This is a genomic window from Nitrosomonas communis, assembly GCF_900114745.1.
GTDB lineage: Bacteria > Pseudomonadota > Gammaproteobacteria > Burkholderiales > Nitrosomonadaceae > Nitrosomonas > Nitrosomonas communis_A.
The window spans coordinates 55,556-79,878 of record NZ_FOUB01000011.1; the positions used below are offsets into that span (position 1 = coordinate 55,556).

Annotated in this window: 13 protein-coding genes and 2 pseudogenes; 2 read left to right on the top strand and 13 right to left on the bottom strand. The window is 43.0% G+C overall.

Going from position 1 to position 24,323, the window contains the following annotated elements:
* Nucleotides 1–443: 443 nt before the first annotated feature.
* The gene (locus tag BM122_RS06440) at nt 444–2,366 is read left to right on the top strand and encodes a glycosyltransferase (RefSeq protein WP_083398362.1); all 1,923 of its coding nucleotides are present in this window, start codon (nt 444–446) and stop codon (nt 2,364–2,366) included.
* A 72-nt stretch (nt 2,367–2,438) separates the two neighbouring features.
* Here the strand turns inward: BM122_RS06440 and BM122_RS06445 are convergent, their stop codons facing one another.
* The 13 genes and pseudogenes from BM122_RS06445 to BM122_RS24890 all read right to left on the bottom strand — a co-directional run.
* Nucleotides 2,439–3,941, bottom strand: a complete 1,503-nt coding sequence (locus tag BM122_RS06445; protein WP_256211920.1) for a phosphomannomutase — start codon at nt 3,939–3,941, stop codon at nt 2,439–2,441.
* Nucleotides 3,931–4,839, bottom strand: a complete 909-nt coding sequence (locus tag BM122_RS06450) for a GDP-mannose 4,6-dehydratase (protein WP_074904556.1) — start codon at nt 4,837–4,839, stop codon at nt 3,931–3,933. Before BM122_RS06450 ends, BM122_RS06445 begins: the two co-directional genes overlap by 11 nt.
* 500 nt (nt 4,840–5,339) lie before the next feature.
* The gene (locus BM122_RS06455) at nt 5,340–6,353 is read right to left on the bottom strand and encodes a hypothetical protein (RefSeq protein WP_143083339.1); all 1,014 of its coding nucleotides are present in this window, start codon (nt 6,351–6,353) and stop codon (nt 5,340–5,342) included.
* A 350-nt stretch (nt 6,354–6,703) separates the two neighbouring features.
* Nucleotides 6,704–7,735, bottom strand: a complete 1,032-nt coding sequence (gene gmd, locus BM122_RS06460; protein WP_256211921.1) for a GDP-mannose 4,6-dehydratase — start codon at nt 7,733–7,735, stop codon at nt 6,704–6,706.
* 47 nt (nt 7,736–7,782) lie between these two features.
* The gene (locus BM122_RS06465; protein WP_074904559.1) at nt 7,783–10,206 is read right to left on the bottom strand and encodes a glycosyltransferase family 4 protein; all 2,424 of its coding nucleotides are present in this window, start codon (nt 10,204–10,206) and stop codon (nt 7,783–7,785) included.
* A 14-nt stretch (nt 10,207–10,220) separates the two neighbouring features.
* Nucleotides 10,221–11,261, bottom strand: a complete 1,041-nt coding sequence (locus tag BM122_RS06470) for a glycosyltransferase family 4 protein (RefSeq protein WP_074904560.1) — start codon at nt 11,259–11,261, stop codon at nt 10,221–10,223.
* Nucleotides 11,258–11,596, bottom strand: a complete 339-nt coding sequence (locus BM122_RS06475; protein WP_074904561.1) for a DUF4214 domain-containing protein — start codon at nt 11,594–11,596, stop codon at nt 11,258–11,260. The genes BM122_RS06470 and BM122_RS06475 overlap by 4 nt, the downstream gene beginning before the upstream one ends.
* A 103-nt stretch (nt 11,597–11,699) precedes the next feature.
* On the bottom strand, nt 11,700–13,112 hold the full coding sequence (locus BM122_RS24060; protein ID WP_218152016.1) for an FkbM family methyltransferase: 1,413 nt from the start codon (nt 13,110–13,112) through the stop codon (nt 11,700–11,702).
* 2 nt (nt 13,113–13,114) lie between these two features.
* On the bottom strand, nt 13,115–15,229 hold the full coding sequence (locus BM122_RS06485; RefSeq protein ID WP_074904562.1) for a coiled-coil domain-containing protein: 2,115 nt from the start codon (nt 15,227–15,229) through the stop codon (nt 13,115–13,117).
* Nucleotides 15,226–18,822 carry a hypothetical protein gene (locus BM122_RS06490; RefSeq protein ID WP_074904563.1) on the bottom strand — a complete coding sequence of 1,199 codons (3,597 nt, stop codon included), beginning with the start codon at nt 18,820–18,822 and terminating at the stop codon, nt 15,226–15,228. Before BM122_RS06490 ends, BM122_RS06485 begins: the two co-directional genes overlap by 4 nt.
* Before the next feature lie 131 nt (nt 18,823–18,953).
* Entirely contained in the window at nt 18,954–20,393 is a 1,440-nt protein-coding gene (locus tag BM122_RS06495; protein ID WP_074904564.1) for a mannose-1-phosphate guanylyltransferase/mannose-6-phosphate isomerase, read from the bottom strand.
* A 1,008-nt stretch (nt 20,394–21,401) separates the two neighbouring features.
* Nucleotides 21,402–22,418 (bottom strand): ribonuclease T2 family protein, encoded by a 1,017-nt coding sequence (locus BM122_RS06500; RefSeq protein WP_074904565.1) that lies wholly within the window; start codon nt 22,416–22,418, stop codon nt 21,402–21,404.
* A 57-nt stretch (nt 22,419–22,475) separates the two neighbouring features.
* Nucleotides 22,476–22,677, bottom strand: a pseudogene (locus tag BM122_RS24890) (IS5/IS1182 family transposase); the annotation flags it as partial.
* A gap of 764 nt (nt 22,678–23,441) precedes the next feature.
* On the opposite strand from BM122_RS24890, the pseudogene BM122_RS06510 reads away from it, so the two are divergent.
* Nucleotides 23,442–24,323, top strand: a pseudogene (locus tag BM122_RS06510) (hypothetical protein); the annotation flags it as partial.

Sequence of the window (24,323 nt, forward strand, 5' to 3'; positions counted from 1 at the left end):
AGTGATTTTGTCGAATTTCTAAACACTTGACATCAGCTTTCGACACCATCAGGCCTAGCGGCATTTTTCACGCATCGTAATGCTGAAACAGTCTATTAGCAGTAGTAATTTTATGGCTCTATGTGAAAAATAGTGGGTAAGACTGATTACATTTTGTGTTTTCTGTATCATCCAAATATCCACAGATTGTTCTTAGGGAATTATGTCATAGGTTTGTGAAAGCTGATCTGAGTCATGAATTCTATTCTATATTCATGAATAATATTAATATTAGTAATACAAGCAGACGTTATTTACTCGCGTTGACCCACAATCAAAGCATCACATGTCTAGAAGAAGATAAAATCATGAGGTAGAAAAGAAACTCAAACTTACACTATTCACCCACTACAAATCACATAGAACCAATTTTATCCATCGAAGCTAAGCATAAGAATCTTGTAATGACAAAAGCTTATCGCACTAAAACTATAAAAAAAAGTGTTAAACTAAAGCAACCCGATATAGAAATAACTCCATCCAGTTCTTTGGCAGCACTATTCGCCACCTTACCACAACGGGCTGGTGCAGAATATTTTTATGCGCAGCCTATTCCTAGCTTAGATGTCCCTGGCATTAGCCCCTTTTATGGTCTGCTTCTGGCGATCTGGCAGCTCCGTGATAAAGATCTGCAGCAGACTTATCCGCTCACCACGTTTGATGGTCGCTACCACTTCCTCGCATGGTGTGCCGTTCATGGCCGTAAAGAATATCGGGCATTGCGGGAATTTACTCCATTTTGGCAAACTTTATCCTTGCCTGCAGAATTATCCGTCACTGAATGGTCTGGGGGTATTTCACGCTTCATGCAATTGGTTATCGCTGAACGTGAGGATCTTGTTATTAACCCGAATCTGGCTGACATTGATGATCAGCTTGTAGCACTCGGCTGGTTCTGGTGCGCTGGAGGTTGGCGTGAGCTCGATCTCGCAATAGCTGATATTCCTGCATGGCAAAAGCGCTTTTTGATCGATCATGAAGATATTGACCAGACGCGTTTCGCTCGTCTCATATACCGCTACCGTCCTGATCTGCAAGCTGCTTTTGATCTTAGTACCACACAGGGTTACAGCGGGTTCCGTCACTGGCTCAGGCATTATGCCCCGCAGGAAACTGCCCTACCCTTGCTCACTCAAGTCAAACCGCAAGCATGGCCGAATATCAGCAGCATACCTTCAACCATCCATCATAATTTCGGCGTTAACCTGATAGGCTATGCCTTTGGGGAACTCGGTATTGGCGAAGTTGTCCGCATGGCAGCGCATGCATTTCAAGCTGCTGACATTCCTTTCACTGTAATCGACTTTCCACCAGGCAATAATACTCATCAGCAAGACCACAGCATTGAACAGTGGGTTTCAAGCGAACCTCGCTATCCTGTTAATCTTGTTTGTCTGACAGCACCGGAACAGCTTCGCCTTTATATTACGCACGGGGTGCAGCTTTTTCGTGGCCGCTACACCATCGGCTATTGGCCGTGGGAGCTGCAAAACTGGCCGGCCAATTGGATTCACTGCTTCAATCTTGTGGATGAGGTCTGGGCTTTCAGTCAACATGTTCAGCAGGCAGCTCAGCGCGCCACTAGCTTACCAGTGCTTTACATGCCAATGGCAGTTAAACTTCCAGATATCGATCTTACAGCGCCAACCCAACGCCACCGCTTTGGTCTACCGGAAAACAAGACATTGTTTGTATTTTCATTTGATGGCAATTCTTTTATTGAGCGTAAAAATCCTCTAGCCATCGTTGAGGCATTCCACCAAGCTTTTCCTTTGACCGAAGAATCTGTCGCGCTTGTCATCAAATGCATGCGTCCCGACATGCATAATCCGCTTTGGCAAAATATTCTTGCCGCTGCAAAAGTCGATAGCAGACTAATTATTCTTGATGCCAGACTCAGCAAAATTGAGGTACTAGAACTGTATCGTGCGTGTGACTGCTTTATTTCACTGCACCGCGCCGAAGGCTTTGGTCTCAGCATTGCTGAGGCACTGCTATTGGGTTTAGAAGTGATCGCCAGTGATTATGGCGGCAATACCGATTTCTGCCGTGCTGTAGGTGCAAAATTGATTCCTTGCCACCTCAAAGCGACGAATTCAAATGATTATATCGAGGGCCAGGACAATTTCTGGGCAGAACCGGATATTCCCTCCGCAGCTAAAGCGATGCGTGAAATACTCCGGACACGACAACACTTCCCCAATAAAAGCATATCCACTGAGCGACGACAACAGGTAAATGAATTATTCTCTCCGGCAGCCATCGGGGCTCGCTACCGCAAGCGTTTTACAACTCTGAAAAACCTTATAAAGGATTTCAAGGATTAGTCTTAGTCATATCAAGATCGAAGCGAAGATTTTCATTGTAGAATATTCTTGCGATATGCTAAATAATCAGATTTAACTAGCGGCACGTACTCGTTCTAATACCATCCTCACCAACTCTCTGGCTTGCTCTTCGGAATCTGTTTCAGCGTAACATCTCAGCTCTGGCGCATTACCCGAGGGTCGCAAATGAATAATTTGACTAGAAGCGAATGTCAACCGCAAACCATCGGTTTCATCCTGGCCCACTACATTGCCGTAACTATTCCCTAGTACTGCTATTATGGCTTGATGAGAGCTTGATAGATTGGCTATCAGCGCCTGACTGCGCTCAGTAGGGAATTCCTTGATCCGGTCGCTTGCGGTAAAACGCTGAGGCAGCGATGCCGACAGCGCAGAAAGTGGCACACTTCGTTCTCGCGCCAATGCAAGCAGCGCCAATATCGGCAAAACAGCGTCACGGGTCGGCAAAGACTCCAGAATGCGGCCATTTCGCTCAAAAGTATTGCCTACCAGAAAACCGCCATTGGCTTCGAATCCAACTACACCACCCTTCTCAGCAGTTATTGCCGTTTGCATAGCACTAATCACATAAGGCGAACCTATTTTAGTGCGCATGACATGAGCAAATACACCACGGCGCTCAATCGCCGTGGTGCTACTGACTGGCGTCACTACCGTGTGTGCATTCAGGTACTGGGCGCAAAGCAAGCCCACCACATCTCCACGCAGCCACCGACCAGTCTCGTCGCCAATCAAGGGACGATCTGCATCACCATCTGTCGATAACAATGCATCCAACCGATGCACTTTCGCCCATTCTCGACCAAGGGCCTGATCTTCCTCACTCACCGCCTCAGTATCTATTGGCACGAAACTATTCGTTCGGCCGAGAGATACCACCACGGCACCAAATTGTCGGAGCAGATCCGTTAAAAAATCCCGCGCCACGCTGGAATGTTCATAAACACCAATTCGCATACCCCTGAGAAAGCCTTCCGGAAAGAACTTTCGATAGCGCTCCCGATACACATCGAGTGGAGCAGCAACAGGGAGTAACTCCATGGCACTGCTATAGACATCTGCATCAGGTATGATCGCCTGAGTAATGGCTGCTTCGTGATCCTTACTGATTTCACCCTCATCGGTGTAAAACTTGATACCGTTACGATCAAAAGGAATATGACTGCCGGTGACCATAATGGCGGGTATCTGCTCTTGTAATGCATAAAAGGCCAATGCGGGAGTTGGCAACGCACCAGCATATATAGTATCCATACCTTGTGCCTGGATTGATGTTGCACAGGCTTGGACAATAGCCGGGCTACTCGGCCGCAGGTCATGGCCCAACACAACGCGTTTCGCTCCAGGCATAACTTCCTGCAGAAACGCGGTGGTGTAGGCCCAGCACACACGATCCGTCATGTCTGAAACTAGACCCCGTGCACCACTGGTTCCAAAGCGTACCCCCGAATCTTTAGCAATATTTTCCAGATAAATTTTGTTACCCAAAATCAGCATCCTATGTTGAGTTTGTAGATTAAGATCGCTACTTGTGTACTCATCATCAGCGATCACCCTCCTTGAGCATCCAGCGCAATGTTTCACGCAAAGGAATCTGCGGCACCTGCTCCATTATGGTAGCATCCAATTTAGCTCGGCTACCGAGAAGCATCTTCACTTCATTGCTGCGGACGAAAGCTGGATTTACACGCACTTCAAAATCGTGGCCTGAAATCTCTCTTACCATTTGCAAAACATCTCGCAAGGTATAAGCCTGGCCGGAGCAAACATTAAAGGTCTCACCTATGGCCGCAGGAGTGCTCAGCAAATATCGATAAAACCGCACCACGTTGCGCACATCTGAAAAGTCTCGTGCCACATCCAGATTACCTAATTCAATCACTGGAGCACGACGGCGTACATGATTCACAATCTTGGGGAGCAAAAAGTTTTCTGACTGCCCTATACCTGTGTAATTGAAGGGTCGTGCAATGATGATTGGCAAGTGTTCCATATATAGCCGTGCCATATATTCCATTGCTAGTTTGCTTACCGCGTAATCATTTGCTGGTGTGGTTGGAGTAGCTTCATCCAACACACCTTCTGAGGTATTGCCATATACATTGGCACTGCTGGCGATTAATACAGAAGTCGGATGCTTACTCGAGCGCGATAAAGCTGTCAGCAGATTACGTGATCCGACTAAATTGGTGTGATAAATCGTCTCAACATCCCCATGGGCAACAAAGGCGATTGCTGCCAGATGCGCTACCACATCTGGTTTAATTTTCTCAATCACATGGGCCAATTCATTCGTGTTTGCTAGATCGCAAACATATACTGACTTGGCGCCAGCTACTATTAGCTCAGGTAACTTGTGAGCAATACCATATACTTCGCATCCTGCTTGATCCAACTCGTAAGCCAAGTAGCGTCCAGTAAAGCCAGCAATGCCTGTAATCAGCGCTTTCAAACTTATGCCTCAAAATATTCTTGTTTATTTATAAAATACTTCTCCATAACACTAGACACTACCGCAATCACAAGTTAACGTAACACTAAATGATAAACTTGTCTCTCAGCTTGAGGGTTGAGCCAAAAGTGCTCTATCTCTTTTAATGTCGAACCACTCAACTTGATGCGCGGCAAATACTTCAACATATACACGCTTTCATCGTTACTTATTAACGTACCTTAAATCATTCACCAGATTAATATTAATAATCAAGGTGATACTATTTCTCCTAAGAACTACTTTAGCAGTTCTCGAGTATTAAGGATTTTTAATAGCTTTGATTGAAAGAATAAACACCAATTTTGGACTCATTCAAGCAAATATCAAAGAAAATTTAATCTCAACAAAATTTAATGCATTACTTTTAACTCTTCCGATAAAGTTAGTAATTACTGAGAAAATTAATACTGATTCATATAACTGATCGTTCCAGTATTAATCTATAATCTATCGTCTTATTACTTCTTTTCGTAGCGCTCTATCAAAGTTTTATAAATTTGAACACATATTTGAACAGCTTCTTCATATCGTGGGCCCAAACATTCTGTATGTTCTGGATATTCAGAGAAATCTTCATCAAAAAGAGGTGATTCCTGTTTTGGGAAGATGCGTGATTTTAGACGTTCATTGCCAGACCGATAGAATGAATAAAATTCATATGCTTTGGATCGTGAAGAAGGTTGATTTTTCCCTCTACAAATATTTGAAACAATAGATACTATCCCAGTATGTAATGGATTGATTTTTTGATCTATAACCCTAGGTACTTGTCGATTTAGTTCAAGAAGAAAATCCACGCCTGCTTGATTTACAGACTCATTTTTATTTGGAGGTACAATTTTACCTGTCAAGTCAATGTTGCATGCAGCACAAAAATCACTCAGAAGATCATTATTAACATATTTTGATCGATCAAAGAATCTGATATTTATTGCTGATGCACCAAAAACTTTCTCCCAATTATCATATATCTTTTCATAATCATAATAATAATCAAGAGAAATCGGCGTATGTGTTGGAAAAATTTCTGGTGAAGGCATCCCCAATTTTAGCTTAGTAGAATAATGACTAATCGCAACACGATCTTGCCTTCTGAGATAAAGCACGATTCGAAAATCATCGGCATAGTTAGAAAAAAAATCTCTGAGAGCTGCTATCTCATCAATACTTGTGAGACGACTATGAAAATGTTCACTAGATATTAATAAAGTATCCCAATTGGAATTAGCAACAATTTCTTTCTGAAGATCATTTTTAATTTTTTTTTCATATTGTTTGCGGTCTTCTTCATTGAATATAAGTAGACTCCTACCAATATCTGACATCCATGCTTTAGTATTTGCACAGAATATAAACCCATATTGAGAACCTTGATGTCCTCCTGTGATTGGATATAGGATGTTATTCTGAATTAAAGCTTGACGGTTTGCAGTAAGGAACTGCTGGACAGTAGTCGTGCCCGTTTTTTCCATGCCAATATGTAATAAACATGTTTTGAAAGGTTTGTTCATATATGTAATAAACATGTTTTTAAAATTTGCTTCTGATGATTAATAAATTATTAGTTTTAAAAAAATATTATAATTCATATGTTTTGACACATAATTACACATATGCAGATCATCGATTAGAAATTCTTTTCTTAGCAATTTTGTAAAGTAATACAATATTTTGCTGCATTCCATCCCATATAACTCATACTATGACAGCCTTTCCTTGTAAAGCTAATCTCTCTCTTGAAAGATAAGGATTTTTGCAGATGTCTAGAAAAGTCGTGTTTAATATAAGAATTAACGTCAATAAAGTCTTAAACCATATTTTTTCAAAACGATGCGCTTCCTTCATTCCGCCGAATATCGGCCTCTACCATCATGCAACAAAGCTCTTCTAACTTTGTTCTTGGTGTCCAGTCTAGTTCTTGCTTGGCTTTTTCCGGATTACCAATCAGCAAATCTACTTCCGCTGGGCGATAAAACTTCGGATTGACTTTTACCAAGACCTTGCCTGTCTTACGCTCGATACCTATTTCGTTTTCACCTTTGCCTTCAAAGACTAAATCGAAACCAGCAGCTTTACCTGCCATACCAACGAAATCACGCACCGCCTCGGTACGGTTAGTAGCTAAAACATAGGTGTCCGGTTTTTTTGCCTGTAGCATGCGCCACATGCCTTCGACATACTCTTTAGCATATCCCCAATCCCTTTTGGCATCCATATTGCCCAATTCGAGTACATCTAATTTTCCCAGCTTGATCTTTGCCATACTGTCGGTAATCTTGCGGGTAACAAACTCGAGTCCACGCAACGGTGACTCATGGTTAAACAGGATTCCACTACAGCCAAAAATTCCATAAGATTCACGGTAATTTATCGTCATCCAGTGAGCATACAATTTAGCAGCACCATAGGGGCTGCGCGGATAAAACGGCGTGCTTTCGACTTGTGGAATTGCTTGTACCTTTCCAAACATCTCCGAAGTGCTTGCCTGATAAAAACGAATTTTCGGATTCACTATTCGAATTGCTTCCAGCAGGTTTAACGGGCCAATACCTGTAATCTCTGCAGTCGTGGCAGGCTGATCAAAGGACACTCCAACAAAGCTCTGTGCTGCCAAATTATATACCTCTGTTGCTTTTGTATTCTGTAATAGTCGAATACTGGTAGACAAATCTGTAAGATCATATTCCACCAAATGCAGATTTGGGTGTTTATCAATTCCCAACTCTTTTATACGCCAGAAATTAACTGAGCTGACACGGCGAAAAGTACCATAGACTTGGTAACCTTTATCTAATAAAAGCTCGGCAAGATAGGCACCATCCTGGCCGGTAATCCCAGTAATAATTGCATTCACTATATAGATCTCCTGTATTTCTAAAGAATTTATCTTATGAAAATATGCTAAATGACATTGCTCACTTGCAATGACTGATAGAAACGATGGGCAATTCCATCCCAGTTATAATAAGACTCAACCAGTTTTCTACCTTCTTGGGATACGGATTCGTAACGCTTAGGATCAGAAAAGAAAAGAGAAAGCTCCAAAATGAAACCATCGACTTCAGCGGCAATATAGTGTGTGCCAGGTTGTGCTTCTATACCTCGTGCACCAAATGGTGTTGAAATTACTGGAACTCCAGCAGCAAAATAGTCAAGCATCTTGAGATTACTTCCAGAACCAGACATCATTGGGTTCAAAGCAATATCGGCAGCGCCGAGTAAAATATTCTTTTCTTCATCATCTACAACACCAACCATAAATACATTACTCGGTATCGAAACATTATTAAAAGCCAGTCCAGCACTGCCAATAATTGCGAACTTAACATCAGGAAAGGCTAATGCATATTCAAAAATCTTCTCAACAGCCTCAAGATTAGGGCCATGCCAACTTCCCATAAAAATAGCTAATTTACTTTTCCCCAACCCTAACTTTAATTTAAGATATGAGCGTTCTTTTATGCCAAGGTATTTAACGTCTTCAAGAGAGACTCCATTAACAACTTCATTTTTTACTGCTGAAGTTGTGCCATATATTCTTTCAAGAGTAAAAATATCTTCATTTGTACATGCAAAAACTACTTTTGCATCTCGCCAACACAAACCCTCATCTGACTTAACCATTTCTAGCAGAATTTCTGCATTCTCGTTATGAGGAAGAATTCTTTTCTTGAGTTCATATTCCACATTATGCGCTTCGAACCATAACTGTAGATTTGGAGCAACAGTTTTAATTGCATTGATCAAAAATGGATGACTTGCTATGACTGCATTAGCACCTTCGCAAGCGGTTCTTAACGCTTCAACATAAACAGAACTGGCGGTGAATGCATTTGACATCACGATGTCAGTAACTGGAACCCAATTTACTGTTTCACTAAATTTATTCTCTATATCTTGATGATCAGATGATTTGGGTATACGTGTCTCAGTCAATCCAGGCGAAATCTCTTGTCTAAATACTGGTTCCCCGACACCACAAAAACTAACAATTTCAACATCGATAAACTTAGCAAGGTTTCTGTAAAGATGATATACCCTAGACTGGCCACCACCACGTGGAGGGTAAATGGGGAAGCTTACTGCTACAACTATTTTTTTTCGTTTAGGCAAGTCTATTATTTTTGTATTTGTCGGCATACTAAATATCTTATTTTGAATTTGATCGCCTAGCAGTCCATTAACTACAGTTTCCCAATTTATCGGAGCCACCCGCTTGCTGGCATTAATTCCCATTTCACATGCTTTTTGACGATTTGCACAAAGATACTCGATACTTTCAGCGATAGCCGGTGCATCAGGCTTAACAGAGAAACCAGTTTCTCCATTAATGACAAATTCATTAGGCCCTCCTGCATCAGTGACAGTGATCACAGGTTTTTTGCTTTTCATTGCCTCAATCGTGATATAACCATAATCTTCATCATAAGGAACAAAAAGTACTGCTAGAGAGTGAGCATAGTGGTCAATAATTTCTTTATTAGTTAGATGCCCCAAGAATCTAATACGCTGATCATCCCCTGCTAAGGATCTTAACCGCTCCAGCTCAGGTCCGACTCCACCAATTAACAAAGGAATATCAGCTTTAACATGACGCATTGCTTCAATAAGTAAGTCAATTCGTTTTGGACTATCAAGACGACTAACCGTAAATAAATAATCATCCGATCCACAATAAAATTCGCTGAGCCTTGGTGGCGGATAAAGAACTGATACATTCGCGTTTGTAGGAAAATAATCTAGTCGATTAGCTACTGTCTTAGATATTGCCGCATGCCTACAAACTCTTTGTGTGGCTAATCCATAAGAATCTAAAAAATGAACAATCTGTCTTATAAAAGGGCCTGGAAACCGAAATAAACTTTTATCGTCTATTTTGTCCTGCACCCTCGATAGTCGGTCAAAAAAATCAGACAATTGGCTATTTCCATTTTCAGGTGCTAGGAGAGCTTGTTGCATGCAGTATTGAAGATCAGATAACCCAGCCTCCTCCCAATTGAAATCCTCTGGCTCATTCATAAAATGATATGTGTCATATAATCCTCTCAGGGTATGAAGCATATAACAAACATGATTTTTATGATAAGTCATCCATGATGGATATTTTGTTGAAATCAACATATCGAAGTGATTAAAATCCAGCATCGAAAATTTTCGATATGCTTGAATGATTTCTGAGAAATCACCCTCAAGAGAAGGTACTTTAATTAACTCGCACTGATGACGTGTTTGCTCATTAATATAAGATTGAAGCCCCCAGTAAAGATTTTCCGCTCCACCGACAACGAATGGAACAGAGCTTGGAGCTAATAGTGCAATTTTCATTAATTAACCTCTACTTAATGATTACTTAATAGTTGTTCCACTACATTATCCCAATCAATTCTTAAATCTCGATACCTCTGTAGCCCATTAAATCCCATCTCCTTTGCTTTAGATCTATTGAAATATAATTTATCAACTGCCTCTGCCACGGCTTCAGCCAAAGGCTCAGTTATATAGCCAGTTTCACCATCAATCACAAATTCTAATGGCCCACCAGAATCGTTACACGTTATTATAGGCTTTGCGGAGAGCATTGCTTCGAGTGTTATAAAGCCATAATCTTCCTCATACGGGCCGAAAAAAATACCTAGCGAATTTGAATACCACCGAATAAGTTCATCATCATTGACTCTACCCAACATTTTCACTCGGCTACTTACTCCTAGCTCGGTAACCAAACTATTCAAATATTGCCATTGACCTCCATCCCCACTAATAACGATCACGCAAGGGCTTTTCATATATTGGATGGAGCGAATTAATAATTCTTGTCTTTTTAATGTTTCAAGTCTGCTGGGAAAATAAATATAAGGTAACTGGTCTCCAGTCCTTAAGCTATTCGCAAGCTTAGGGGGCTGATACAATGGAATTGAATTTACTCCATTGAATTGTTTTAATCTATCTGAAACTCGTTTTGAGATAGTAAAAACCTTCTTTGCTTCACTTAAAGAGATAGTATCTCTTTTTGTGATTTCACTTTTTAAAGTTAAGGCGATAGAATCATCACTTGGCTCTCCATAAGGAGTCCCAAAAAGTTCATAAACTGAACGATGCTGATGCATAAGCCAAACATATTTGTTTTCACTTTTTAAATAGAAAGAAGGAAATTTCAGACAAATCACTCTATCTATTCGGCCGCATTCAAATGTTTCAAATGATTGAGCATCCCACATTTCCATAGCTTTCCATACTTCATTACGATTGAACCGGAAAGGAATAGAAATAATTTCAGTTTCATGCCCATGCTTAATCAGTGCTTTTTCCAGCCCTTCCACCATAATTTCTGCTCCACCCTTAATAAATGGAACTTGAGTGGTCGTAATAGCAATTCTCATGCTTTTGCCTTAAAAAAATTGGCAACACGTCTCATGGTAGCGCTGGAAAATAACTCATCAACAATGCCAGCATTATTTTCTAAAGCAGCTTGGTTAGCGCTCTCTTTAAATGAAGAAAATTTCATCTTATATTCATCTGAATTCCGAAGTGTTAGCAAGAATTCTGTTGGTTCAAGTTTTTGATGAAATAGTTGTAGATAATGATGCAAACCATCAGCATCAACTTCGCGTCCCAAAATACAATGGTAACCTAATCGAATAAAACGCTCAGTGTGATAAGCGCGTAATTGTTCTAAATTAATTAAATTTTGTTCTTGAAGTGAAGGATAATTCATAATTCAAAAGTAGAATCAGTTAAATAAATGCCAGCTTTATCTTAGGGTTTTCTTTTATACCTTGCTCAGTTAAGTAATTTTTTGGAGTTCATCACGCAAATTCCTACTCTTTCTGTTTAAGTTTCGTATTAATTAGTGAGCAAAATGAAGCAGAGGCTGTACCGCTAAGAGTAAAGTTATCAAATACATTAGGACCATACTGTAGAGCTTTAGTAAGCTCTACATGGTTTTCGGAAACATAAAAACGATTGAGCCCATCAAAATAAGCATAACAGTATCCACGTTCCAGCAATAAATATTCCCATTGCTCATGAGCCTCAATTTGAGTATTCGGTAGCGTACTTTCAATTACGACAATCCATGGCCGAACTTTAGCTTCTCCCCAGCCAGCCAATACTTGTTTCTCCATACCTTCAACGTCAATTTTTATCCAATGGATTTCTTGATCTCCTGCTAAAGCAAAGATTTGAGCGAGAGTTGTGCAGGCCACTTTAATTTCTCGCACATCAAAATTCTTTTCGACATGCCCATGTGCTATATCAGCATCACCGGTAGAAAGTCCAGTTTCTGGTATTTCGTAGAAAATCATTTGCCCATTATGGTCTGAAACTGCTGCCTCGATTACGATCTCGTCCGTGCGATTGTTACGCAGTGCCTCTGCATAAGCCGGTATAGCCTCAACATGTATGCCGCGCCAACCTCGGTCATAAAATGCTTTGCTGACAGAGTCGACAATCGGATCTTGCGCGCCGATATCCATATAGAAACCTTTGTCAATGTGCCTCAGTGCTCGCCATAGCATCACATCCTCAAAATTCTGCGCATAGGAAACAATACCAGGACGGAAGGGATCGTCAGAAGGTTTGCCTATATCATTCTCGTTATCAGCAGATTGCAAGTGAGCGGGTAATTGCGTTGTCATCAACACATCCGTTACATGATTTTGAAAGTGCTTCTTTAACTGAAGCCGACCCATTTCATGTGTAGCTCTGGCATGACCGGCAAGTCGCTCATCGCCTCCGCCTCCTTTTACAGCCAATCGAAAATGCGCTTGCGCTGTTGATTCATCTCCCCCGATTGCAGCACAGCGTCCCAATGTGTTATATACACCGGCAATCAATAGTTGCGCCATGATTTTCTTGTCACAGCCCCACTCCTTGGCCAGTTTAATATAGCGGCGTGCGGCAGCTTGATCGTTGAGCTGTTGCCAGGCACTGGCAACGACTAATGCCAGTTTTGCTCGCTCTGGGTGATGTTCGAGGATATTCATATCAATTTCAGTGAGGCTTTTCCAATCGCCAAATTGCCATTGCATACGGGAACGATCAAGAAGTTCCGGATCATAAGGAACGGCAGAAGCATTTGTGGCTGAGTGGATAATGTGCGACCCTCCCCTATCTTCTGTCGTAGGTGTAATTTTCACTGCTGTTGTGTCAATCGTTTCTGCTGCTGCAGGCATACCAAACCACTGTTTTAAGCGAGTACTGAGGGCAGACTTAGCGTTACGTCTTGACATATTTACAGTCCAGGTTCTCTAAGCAACACATCTTTGATGAGCTCGATTTGTGCTCCTGCCTTGATCATCTCTTCATTTAGAAGATGCTGACGGGCATCGTTTTCAGCTAACTCCGTCTCCAATTGGGTAATACATGCATTCGATTGCTGTAACTTTAATTTAAGTTGTTCGAGCTCGGTCTTGTATTGAGTGACCATTGTTGTTTGTTCAACTTGTGTTTGGGTTAAAGTGTCGATCTGCGCCAAATGCTGATGAGCTAATACGCTTTGCTCCTTACAAACCTTGTTAAGTTCTGTCACTTCCTGTTTTAATACCTCGTACCGGTCCAATAAGGCTAATTTTTCCTGAGTCAGTGCTTCTTTATCAGCTTTTAGCGCAATATTATTCCGGGTCAGCGTGTCAATTTGTGTCTTACGTTGATCCGCTAGCGTGCGCTGTTCGCTGCGTGCCTTATTGATAATTGCTACTTCTTGTCTAAGCGCCTTTTTCTGTGTTGTCAATGCTGATTTTTCCTTAATCAAGGCTTCTTTATCAGCTTTCAGGGTTATATTAGTTTGAGTTAAAGTGTCATTATGTACCTGCCACTCCGCCGTTTGATTGGCATAACTATTGCGTTCCTGTGCCAGTGCTTCGATCTGCTCTTGGCGTTGATTCGCTAACGCACATTGTTCATCACGTGCCTTTATCAGTGCTACTATCTCTTGTTTTAGTGCTGCCTGCTGTCTTATCAGCACGGATTTCTCCTGAGCTATTGCTTCCTTATCAGCATTCAGGGCAAAATTGGAGTGTGTCAAGTTATTGATCTGAGCTTCTAGTTGCGTTGCTTGTCTGACATGACTGTCTCGCTCCTGCGCCAACGCTTCGATTTGTGTCTTGCGTTGATTGGCTAGGGCACTTTGTTCATCGCGTGCTTTGCTAAGTGCTGCCACTTCTTGTTTCTGCGCCTCCTGCTGCGCCACTAACGCTGATTTTTCCTGTGTTAGTACTTCCTTATCAGCATTCAGAGCAATATTAGTTTGTGTCAAGGTATTGATCTGCAACTGCCGTTGGTCTGCTAACACACTTTGTTCATAGTGTGCCATGCTAAGTACAGTCATCTCCTGCTTCAAAGCATCGTGCTGAGTCGCCAGCACTGATTTTTCCTTAGTTATTCTCTCCTCCTCAGCCTTTAAAATAACATTAGTTTGCGTCAAGATATTGATCTGAGCATGCAACTTTGCTGCCTGGCTGGCATAACTGTTGCGCTCTTGTGTCAACGATTCGATTTGCACTAGGTGTAGATTGGTTAACGCGTCTTGCTCTTCATATGCCTTGCTAAGCGCTGCTACATCCTGTTTCAATGCCTCCTGCTGTCTCACCAGTGCTAGTACTTCATCAGTTAGAATAGCATTCGCCTTACCAAGCGTTTCAGTCCGAGAATGCAATATCGTTTTCCAGTTCCTAGCGAAAAGTGCGTAACCGATCGCAGGGTGGTTATTTTCCGTGATTTCGATACACTGGAAACCTAGCGGTTGAAGGTAGGCTTCGATACTTTGTAGCGCTGCGTCTTCTTCGATCTCGGCAGCGGAATGAAGTAGTACTCGAAGTTTGAGCACATTCCAATGCTCGATGTATTCACCTGCACCTCTGAGAATAGGCAAAGCAGGAAGGCAATCGATAAATACCCAGATCGGGTCGGCTTGCTCAAAGGCGCTACCGATCTCTTCAGCCAAGAGATGGTCAAGACGCCGAGAAGAACGAAGACTTTGATTTGTTGTACGTAGATTAGGCCAGAGATTACTCAAGCGCTGTGGTGAAATGAGACCGTCTTCTTCGGGATTACTCGCTTGGTAGTAGTCAATTTCACCTTCATTTTCGGAGAGAACTGCACTCACAGCGTACCAACCAGAATTCTTGGCAATTAATGGTCGTGCCCACTCGAGACGATCTTCGTTTGCATCAATGATGAGCGCATGGGATACATCCCATTGTCTCCATTGATGCATTTCTCCATAGCCATCGCCTGCTCCGATGTGGATGATCGCTTGCGGTGGCGCAAGCTTCTGCAGCACACAAAGTGAGCTCAGTGGCTCTTTAACGATAGTTGGTCGCTGTTGGATATTGGGTGAATATATCATTTTTGGACTTTGCGCCTTTTTGAACCCAAAGCAGATTTAGCAGTACTCGTCTTTGATGCAGTTTGGGTTGATGATTTTCCGGTGGTCTTGACTACAGAAATCGGCTCCTGGGTTTGTTTGGGTTCTTCCGAGAATGAAGCGCTCGTTGACGGTAACGCAGGTTTGACAGAAGCAACAGGCGTCGGTACGGTTGGTAATGGCGTTGGTACCAGAGATACAGTAGTACGCATTGCAAAGATACGCTGTATTTCGGCGGCCATTTTATTCCATTCTGCCCACGGCCTTTGAAGCCTCCCACCCGAACTTTGCACTGCCTCAAGAATAAATGGTAAGCGTTTGATGAGCGCGGCAAGAAAAGTGCGATCGTGTTCCGTCAAGCGCCACCAGATAGCCATATCCATGGAATCGGGCTGCGCAAAACGCAACTCGAGCTTGGTTCCAAAATCATCATATGATTCTACGAACCAAGTCTTGAACGGAGCCTGACCACTTTCTTCTGGAAATTCGAGCCTGGGATGAGTGCCAAACTGATTTGTTTGAACATTCCCGCAAGCTAGACGAAATTCAAATTCAGGCCAGCATTTGCCGTTGAAAGAAAAATTATCGAAGTGTAGCCACAGATGTTCATAGCCAGGTATGGCCTGCTCACTCTTGAGCTGAACTTGATCATAACGCACTGTTGCTGGCAACTTTTTAAGAATCTGCATGAACTTTTCCAGCCCTCCACGAAACGCTTCAGCCTGAATATCAGCATGTTTCTTAAGAAACTCAGGGGATGCCAGTTTTTCAATCAATAATGCAGTAAGGGTTTGGATAAAATTCCAGTCGCTAGTGGCAAGCTCAAATAAAGTTTCGATAAACTTTTGAGGAGTCGTTCTTTCCCCCATTGGCATGAGAATAAGTTCAGTTTGTTGTTTGGCTGAAGCAGGCCAGCGAGTAAAAAGAGAATTATCTTCTGTCAAACGGGTGAATATCATCCCTGCCATACTTTGTTCAAGCGGTGTTTTGAATTCAAGGATGGGAAGTTGACGCTCTGCAATACTGAAATTAGTCAGTTGCCATGTTATTGCGCCACCTTCACTGAGAGAAGCGGATAAGATTTCAATGGTCTCGTAGTCAAGATAGGTAGGATTTCGCTGCAGCAGGCGTTGCCAACGTGCCTCCGTTGCATGAAGTCTGGTAAATATTTCCTCTTGTTGTTGGAAATATTGCTCACTTTCCAAGTGAGCTTGATGAAGTTCAAGCAATAAAAGTTCACTATTTTCTGTCTGAGTTTTGTTAAGGAACTCAAGTTGAGCTTGGTGTTCGGCAAGATTACGGGTTTGTTCGTCGCGTAGCTTGCTAAGTGCTGTTACTTCTTGTTTCAATGCTTCATGTTGTGCCGCTAACACTGATTTCTCCTGTAACAGCAGTTCATTGTCAGTTTTCAGGACAATATTTGCTTGGGTCAAAGAGTCGATCTGAGCTTGTTTCTCTACTGTATGTCTAGCGTGCTCTTGAGTCAGTACTTCAATCTGTGTCTGGCGTTGATTCGCCAACGTACTTTGCTCGTCGCGTATCTTACTAAGCGCTGCCACTTCTTGTTTCAACGCTTCCTGCTGTGCCACTGTCGCCGATTTTTCCTGCAGCAGCGCTTCCTGTTCAGCTTTCAGGGCAACATTCGCTTGAGTCAAAGAGTCGACCCGTGCTTGCTGCTCCGCTGCTTGGTTAGCATAGCCGGCACGCTCCTGCTTCAGTTCTTCAATCTGTGCCTGGCGTTGATTCGCCAACGTACTTTGCTCGTCACGTACCTTACTCAGCGCTGCCACTTCTTGTTTCAACGCTTCCTGCTGAGTCACTATCGCCGATTTTTCCTGCAGCAGCGCTTCCTGTTCAGCTTTCAGGGCAATATTCGCTTGAGTCAAAGAGTCGATCCGTGCTTGCCGTTCTGCTGCCTGGTTAGCATAGCTGACACGCTCCTGCTTCAGCACTTCAATCTGTGCCTGGCGTTGATTCGCCAACGCACTTTGCTCGTCGCGTACCTTACTCAGCGCTGCTACTTCTTGTTTCAACGCTTCCTGCTGTGCCACTATCGCTGATTTTTCCTGCAGCAGCGCTTCCTGTTCAGCTTTCAGGGCAATATTCGCTTGAGTCAAAGAGTCGATCCGTGCTTGCCGCTCCGCTGCCTGGTTAGCATAGCTGACATGCTCCTGCTTCAGCACTTCAATCTGTGCCTGGCGCTGATTCGCAAGAGTATTTTGTTCATGGCGCGCCTTACTAAGTGTTGTCACTTCTTGTTTCAGCGCTTCCTGCTGTGCCACTATCACTGATTTTTCCTGCAGCAGCGCCTCCTGTTCAGCTTTCAGGGCAATATTCGCTTGAGTCAAAGAGTCGATCCGTGCTTGCCGCTCCGCTACTTGGTTAGCATAGCTGACACGCTCCTGCTTCAGCACTTCAATCTGTGCCTGGCGCTGATTCGCAAGCGTATTTTGTTCATGGCGCGCCTTACTAAGTGTTGTCACTTCTTGTTTCAGCGCTTCCTGTTGTGCCACTATCACTGATTTTTCCTGCAGCAGTGTCTCTTGTTCAGCTTTCAGGGCAATATTTGTCTCAGACAGGGAATCGATCTGCGCTTGCTGGGATTCATGTTTTACGGAAGCTGCCTCAAGTTCATCCTGCGCCTGGCGTAACTTCTGCAGCAAGAGTTCAATTTCTCGGGTAGCCTCGCTAAATACATTCTCGTTATCCTTTTGCTTTTGTGTATAGCTCGCTCGAGCTTCATCAAAGCTGATCCTAAGATTTGCAAGCTCTTCTTCGGCGGCTTGTATCTGCCGCAATTCAGCAGATCGATCACGTAGAACGCGATAGTCGGCAATAATTTGTGCGGGGCTGAGGGCAATCGTTTTGCTGACTTGATCTATTTCGCTGAAACGAGTGAGCGTAGCTGCAAGTTCATGTTGCAAACTAGTGACTTGAGGATAGTCCTGACACAACTGATGTGCCAGATAAATGGCTAAGGCATCATATGCTATTTCGAACTGGATGGCATCGAATGAGGCGGTGAGCGGAAGCTTCCACTGTTCAGTGCAGTATTTGACTAAATTTCCCGGATAACTGACGCACTCATTAAAATCAACCAGCAGGCTGCGTTGTGGATTGCGGAGATGAAATCGTAATAATTCCTGATGATATGACTGCCAGGTATTCATCACCATCTCGACAGAAATGGCCTCTGTTTCAGACGACATTATACCGGCAAGCATTTGCTGTGGCGATATACTAACCAGGATAAAATTGAGGTGAGGCTCGAAGTCAAGCCAATAGTCAAGCAGCCAAGTGCTATAGGTTTCAGACCAACCCCAGATTCTTGATTTGATATTGGCAACAAAAATATCGCTCGCGAGTTGTTCCCAGAGTCTGCCAGGATTAACGATCGATTGGGCACTGCCGAAATCTTCCATTGCCAGAGTCATGACTTGCTCATGCCAGAATCTTATGTCGACAGAATTGTCATTCTTTCCTGGTTCTGGTTGTTTCATGCCAGCTTGATGCAGAATATTGGCAACTCTTTGTAGTTCGGATTGAACTGCCCCGGTAATACAGATACTTTTCATTTGCTCTCTAGACACCTTTTCTAAATACGTATTCCAACTCTAAATTAAGACTTACTTTTCCGTTTCCTCTAGCTGCATTGTTCATCCTGTCTGCGACTCGCCATCTTGCTATTTTCGATTTTGAAATGGAATTAAGTGGTACGGCCGTAATTGTCTTCAAACCTCACAATATCGTCTTCTCCAAGATATGAGCCCGATTGAACCTCAATTAAATGCAATGGTATTTTTCCCGGATTTTCCAGCCGATGAACGTGACCGAGCGAGATATAGGTTGATTGATTTTCAGTGAGCAGAATTTCCTTGCCATCGACTGTGACCTTGGCGGTGCCACTAACTACGATCCAGTGTTCTGCTCGATGGTGATGCATCTGCAGGGAGAGTTTTTCTCCTGGCTTAACCATGATGCGCTTGACTTGAAAGCGTTCTCCTTGATCGATGCCTTCGTACCAGCCCCAAGGACGATGCACACGAGGATGTTCCAGGTGTTCCTTCCGATCGTTTGCTTTACAGTGCTGCACAGCATTCTTGATGAGCTGGGCTTTACTCTTATGCATAACCAGCACAGCATCAGCCGTTTCGATGACGACAACGTCTTCAAGACCTATTACAGAAACCAGGCGATTTTCGGTGCGGATGTAGCTATTTTTCGTATCAGCAAGGTAGACATCACCATTGGTAACGTTGCCGTTCTTATCCTTAGGCGCAATACCCCAGAGAGAATCCCAGGAACCGACATCGCTCCAGCCGAATTGTGCGGGCACGACTGCAGCTTGCTCGGTGTTTTGCATCACAGCATAATCAATGGAATCCGAAGGGCAAGCAAAAAATGCGCTCTCACACGGGCGGATAAAGCCAATATCTGCTGTTCTTTCCTGCCAGGCTTTGTGTACGGCAGCGAATATATCCGGCCGGTGCCGCCGCAGTTCTTGCAGATAACGTTTAGCGGTAAAAACGAACATGCCGCTATTCCAGCTGTAGCCGCCTTCCTTCAAATAAGACTCTGCGGTTTCACGGTCGGGTTTTTCATAAAAAGATTGAACCCGACAGGGCGTAAGCGAGGTCGGTGTCGCAAGTGAGATCGCTTCTCCCGCCTTGATGTAGCCATAACCTGTTTCCGGCGCGTGCGGTACCACGCCAAAGGTGACAAGGTAATCTTCCTGGGCGGCATGCGCTGCCGTCTTCACAGCTTCAGCAAAGGCAGCTTGATCATCGATGACGTGATCAGCTGGTAATACGAGCATCATAGCGTTTTCATCCGTCTGCGCAAGATGAAATGCGGCCAGTGCAATGGCTGGGGCAGTATTTCGTCCAATCGATTCAAGATAAATAGCCGCTGGGGTAATGTCTATCGCCTCACATTGCTCTCTAATCAGAAAGCGGTGTTCTGAATTGCATACTAATATGGGGGCTTGCGTTCGGGGTAAGCTGGTTGCACGGGCAAGCGTGGCTTGCAGCATGGTTTCCTTATCGACCAGCGACAGCAGTTGTTTAGGGTAAGCAGCACGTGAAAGTGGCCATAGCCGAGTACCACTGCCACCGGAAAGGATAATGGGATGAATGTATGTTTGCATAATTTTACAATAGGTATTTTTCAGTACTAAAGATTAATCATATCTTTCGCTGAGAGGTTTTGAACGGAGTTTCGATAAAACGAAGTTTAATTAATTTACTGTACACTCCAATCGCTATATTGACCGGCACTCGCTTCTTGCTTCTCTACGTGATATGTCGGCTCATCAAAACTCGTACATCTTATTTTACATAACCGAATTCCGTCTGCTCTGCTCTCGTAGGTATTCGTTAGGTTTTCTTTACAATTTTTAGAATATTGCGTGATTGTCAACAGTGTTTCTGCAAAATTTTTATGGTTTGTTTGCGAAGGGTTAAAGTGCTCGCGAAGGCAAGCAAGAAAATTCAATAAATATATCATTTTATAATTAAAAAATTAAGCATAAAATATGACATTATTAGCTTTCTTATGACGATCTTGTTGCGAATGTACTGAGCCAATTTCTCCACTTTGTCATATTACTTTAAGCACTCATTTACATTGCCGCCTGAATCAAACTTTTGCAATTTTACTCATTAAAGACCTATAAAATCATTGACCGACAAGTCATACGAAATTTACCGCTGTATCTGTTTCAGTAAGATTAATTAGGTATAATTACAGATGTTCATCTAGCGTATTCTCCTGAATATCATATATAACGGCCAGAGATTCTAATAATTGAGCAAAATATTAGAAAAATTTTCTGCGGTCTCTATTTTATGTATCGGTGAATTGCCCTTTTGCCAATACGAGTCGGACAATGAAAAATCCTTGGCATAAATACATAGACTCTAGACTAACAGATCATTTCTTCTAGTCTAGAGCCATGCATAATGTCTAATTCCATTTCTAAATCAAAACCGACTTTGTCGGCTTCCCCTTGCCCTATTATTTATACTGTCTGCGGCTCGCCTTCGCATCTGTTTGATTTGGAAATGGAATAGCTTCTAGTATTTATTAGCAAACGATACTCTACATCCACTCACGCTATTGTTCATTCACCCATCTTCTGCTATAGGTTTGCTATTTATTGTTGAAAACCTATAGGATCAACGTAAAATGATTCTTTACAGGAAGAATGCGCTTGTTTTGGCGCCTGTGCAATCAGTTGATCGAGATCCTTGCCTGGCGTCAGGTCAGCAATCAGGCTGATCTGCACTTCCACCAACATTCCCTGTTCACAGTTCAGTTTTACCCGCTCGCGTGCTGCTGGACCCAGAACTGCGGCGAGACGATTAAGAAAATCCTCGGTACGCACTTGCTGGCCGAGTTTGCGATTCATGAAATAAGCCATGCCTGCTTCGTTAAACTGGCGGGTTAAGTCCACTGACAGATCAAAATATTCTTCCATAGACCAAGTGGCTTGGCACGTGCCGTGCTTATGCCACTCATGCCGTTCCAAACAAGAACCCGCCGTTACACTGGGCATGACTTCTGCTAAGGCGGTGTGGGAATCTGAATCTAATTTGATTGCCGGGTAATCGCAAAACCTCTCTTTCTTAGCACGGACCTCACCGCAAAATTCATAACGCTCTCCACATGACTGCTGGTTGGGCCATAAGCCATGCAAAGTAAAATGGCGTGCCTGATAAGAGGTGGGATTGGTAATCCGGCATTCTGATTTTTGCGGTTTAGTTTCGCAGAAGGCAGGTTGCCAGGAGAGCGCGAGTATATAACTATCCGCTTGACCAGCGGTGTTACAAGCTTTACTTCCCGCTCCTGTCCCTGTTTCTGCCCCCTGTTCGGCCTGGAACTGACCACAATCAGCACTGACCCAGCGTTCTTTTGGATAAGCATTGGGGACGATAATTCGATACCAGTCTGGACGATCAGGTCGATTAACCTCAATTGTGTGGTAATTCTCCCCCACCTTAAGCTCGGCATGCCCTGGATTAGTCAGTTTATTTTTAGATACATAGGCTGGGCATGATTGCTGTGCTGAAAATATTCCATTGGTTTTATCTGCCCAGCTTGGAAACGTACTACTGATACCTACAATCAGCAGCAATAACTGGAAGGCAGCGCGCATTCGAACAAGTATCATTTTTCTCCTTTTTATAACAATTCAGTTGCAAATAAAATATAAGAGATGGCTGACATTTTACATAGGTAACCACAGATACCCACAAGCCATGGCGATCATGCTTTCGTAATTTCTCTTCAGCTTGTGATATCGTGCGGCTGCTGCTTGATATTACTTCAGCCTTGCTAAGACATTTTCCACCAAATGCCGGTTCTATATAAACCCGAGCCATGTCTGCGTTACTCTTAACTGAGTTGCACTTTCTCGGTATCACAGCTCTCACTATCAATACCCCTTAGGGATACCAGCATATCCTCTTGCGTTCATTATGGCTTCTCGAACTAAAATGGAATTTCTTTCTAGAGACCGCTTCTTTCTAAGTTGCTTTTATAGCCAAAACTATCTAGTAAGGTGGCAACGATTTCTCATTGCTTTGTCAAGCCTTGGTGTTTTAGTTATTTATTTTCTCCTTTGATGGTGTAATTCCAGTTTTAGTAATCAACTATTTTTATTTTGTGTAGATATTAAGCCTCTCTGTTTAGTTACAGAAAAATTTTTATTAAATCAATTTATTACCAATATTTTTTATATATATAAGGTAATAGTGTACGGTAATTGAATGATCTATTTGAGTTTTGAATAGAATTCTGTCGAAGAATTTTACATCTTGACTAAGCAGTATTCTTCGCTGCGCAGCCAATGCACCCATACACACCTCCTTACTCTTCTTTATCTTCCCGATCCGGACTAACTTAGTATCCAAAAAATCGATTTTTTGTGCCAAATCGATAATGTGATTGTAATGGGATGGCTTTCTGATGACGGCAAAATTATGTCGAAGGAATTTACACTTCAAGCCGGTTTTATACCTTCTTATTTGTAACATAATGATTATTAATAAATTATATATTTGGCATAAATCATGCTTTGTATTTAATACAGTTTATGCTTTTGTGATCTCACAAGGTGATGAAGATGAGAAGAATTGCAGAACTAGATGATTTAACTTTATGAGGTAACTATGAAGCTGATAGGAGAATGTTTATGAAAAAGAATTGGAGATTAACAGGTGGTCTGCTTGTCAACGTGGCTCTGTGGCTAGCATTAATGATAGCGCCGCCTACATTTGCCGATAATGCTGTCAAATTGAAGGTATTGGTCATTTCGGCAGGAGATGAAACCCAGGATCTGGGGCTCAGCTACATCAAGCCTGTTCTGGATGAAATAGGCGTGCTCTATGATGTATTCAATGCTAACACTCAGGATTTAACGGCAGATATGCTCGCCTCTTTGAATGGCGTAGCCTGCAACTCCCTCGATGCAGGTTGTGTGGGTAGCTACAACGGTATTATCCTGACCCTCTCCGATTTGACTCCAAACTTCACCCCGGCAGAGTGGGATATTCTGCACAATTACGAAAAGGATTTTAAGGTGCGTGAGGCGGTCCTGTCAGGATGGCCGGCCACCTATTTTGACTCCAATGCGCCATTCGGGATCTACCTGGATTATGGTCTGGTTTTTTCATCGAGCGGGCTCAGCTATAATACGCAGTGGTCAGTACCTGCTACCTATCAAAAAGAAGTACTTGAATCTGTAAACCTGGCAAATCCGCTGCCGATTACCGACTTTGCCTTCGCAGCCACTCCCCGCAATAATGCTGCTGGTCCCCGCGACGGTACTATCCCGAGTGTTATTCCACTGCTGCAAACCACCAATGGAGAGGCGCTGGTATCGATCGTACAATACAAGCTGCCCAATCAGACCACGCCATTACGTGAAGTAATGATCTCGACCATTACCCATGCTTCGTTCCTCATACATTCAAAAGTATTGGCTTACGAGTTTATCAATTGGGCGACGCAAGGGGTGTTTGTGGGAGCGCGTCGCGTCCATATGGCTGCTCATTTGGATGATTTGTTCATAGCG

Excerpts from the sequence above, each read along its gene's own strand:
- BM122_RS06440 (WP_083398362.1), top strand. The coding sequence starts at position 444 with ATGACAAAAGCTTATCGCACTAAAACTATAAAAAAAAGTGTTAAACTA.
- BM122_RS06490 (WP_074904563.1), bottom strand. The coding sequence starts at position 18,822 with ATGAAAAGTATCTGTATTACCGGGGCAGTTCAATCCGAACTACAAAGA.
- BM122_RS06495 (WP_074904564.1), bottom strand. The coding sequence starts at position 20,393 with ATGCAAACATACATTCATCCCATTATCCTTTCCGGTGGCAGTGGTACT.
- BM122_RS06500 (WP_074904565.1), bottom strand. The coding sequence starts at position 22,418 with ATGATACTTGTTCGAATGCGCGCTGCCTTCCAGTTATTGCTGCTGATT.
- BM122_RS06485 (WP_074904562.1), bottom strand. The coding sequence starts at position 15,229 with ATGATATATTCACCCAATATCCAACAGCGACCAACTATCGTTAAAGAG.
- BM122_RS06455 (WP_143083339.1), bottom strand. The coding sequence starts at position 6,353 with ATGGAAAAAACGGGCACGACTACTGTCCAGCAGTTCCTTACTGCAAAC.
- BM122_RS06470 (WP_074904560.1), bottom strand. The coding sequence starts at position 11,261 with ATGAGAATTGCTATTACGACCACTCAAGTTCCATTTATTAAGGGTGGA.
- BM122_RS06475 (WP_074904561.1), bottom strand. The coding sequence starts at position 11,596 with ATGAATTATCCTTCACTTCAAGAACAAAATTTAATTAATTTAGAACAA.
- BM122_RS06465 (WP_074904559.1), bottom strand. The coding sequence starts at position 10,206 with ATGAAAATTGCACTATTAGCTCCAAGCTCTGTTCCATTCGTTGTCGGT.
- BM122_RS24060 (WP_218152016.1), bottom strand. The coding sequence starts at position 13,112 with ATGTCAAGACGTAACGCTAAGTCTGCCCTCAGTACTCGCTTAAAACAG.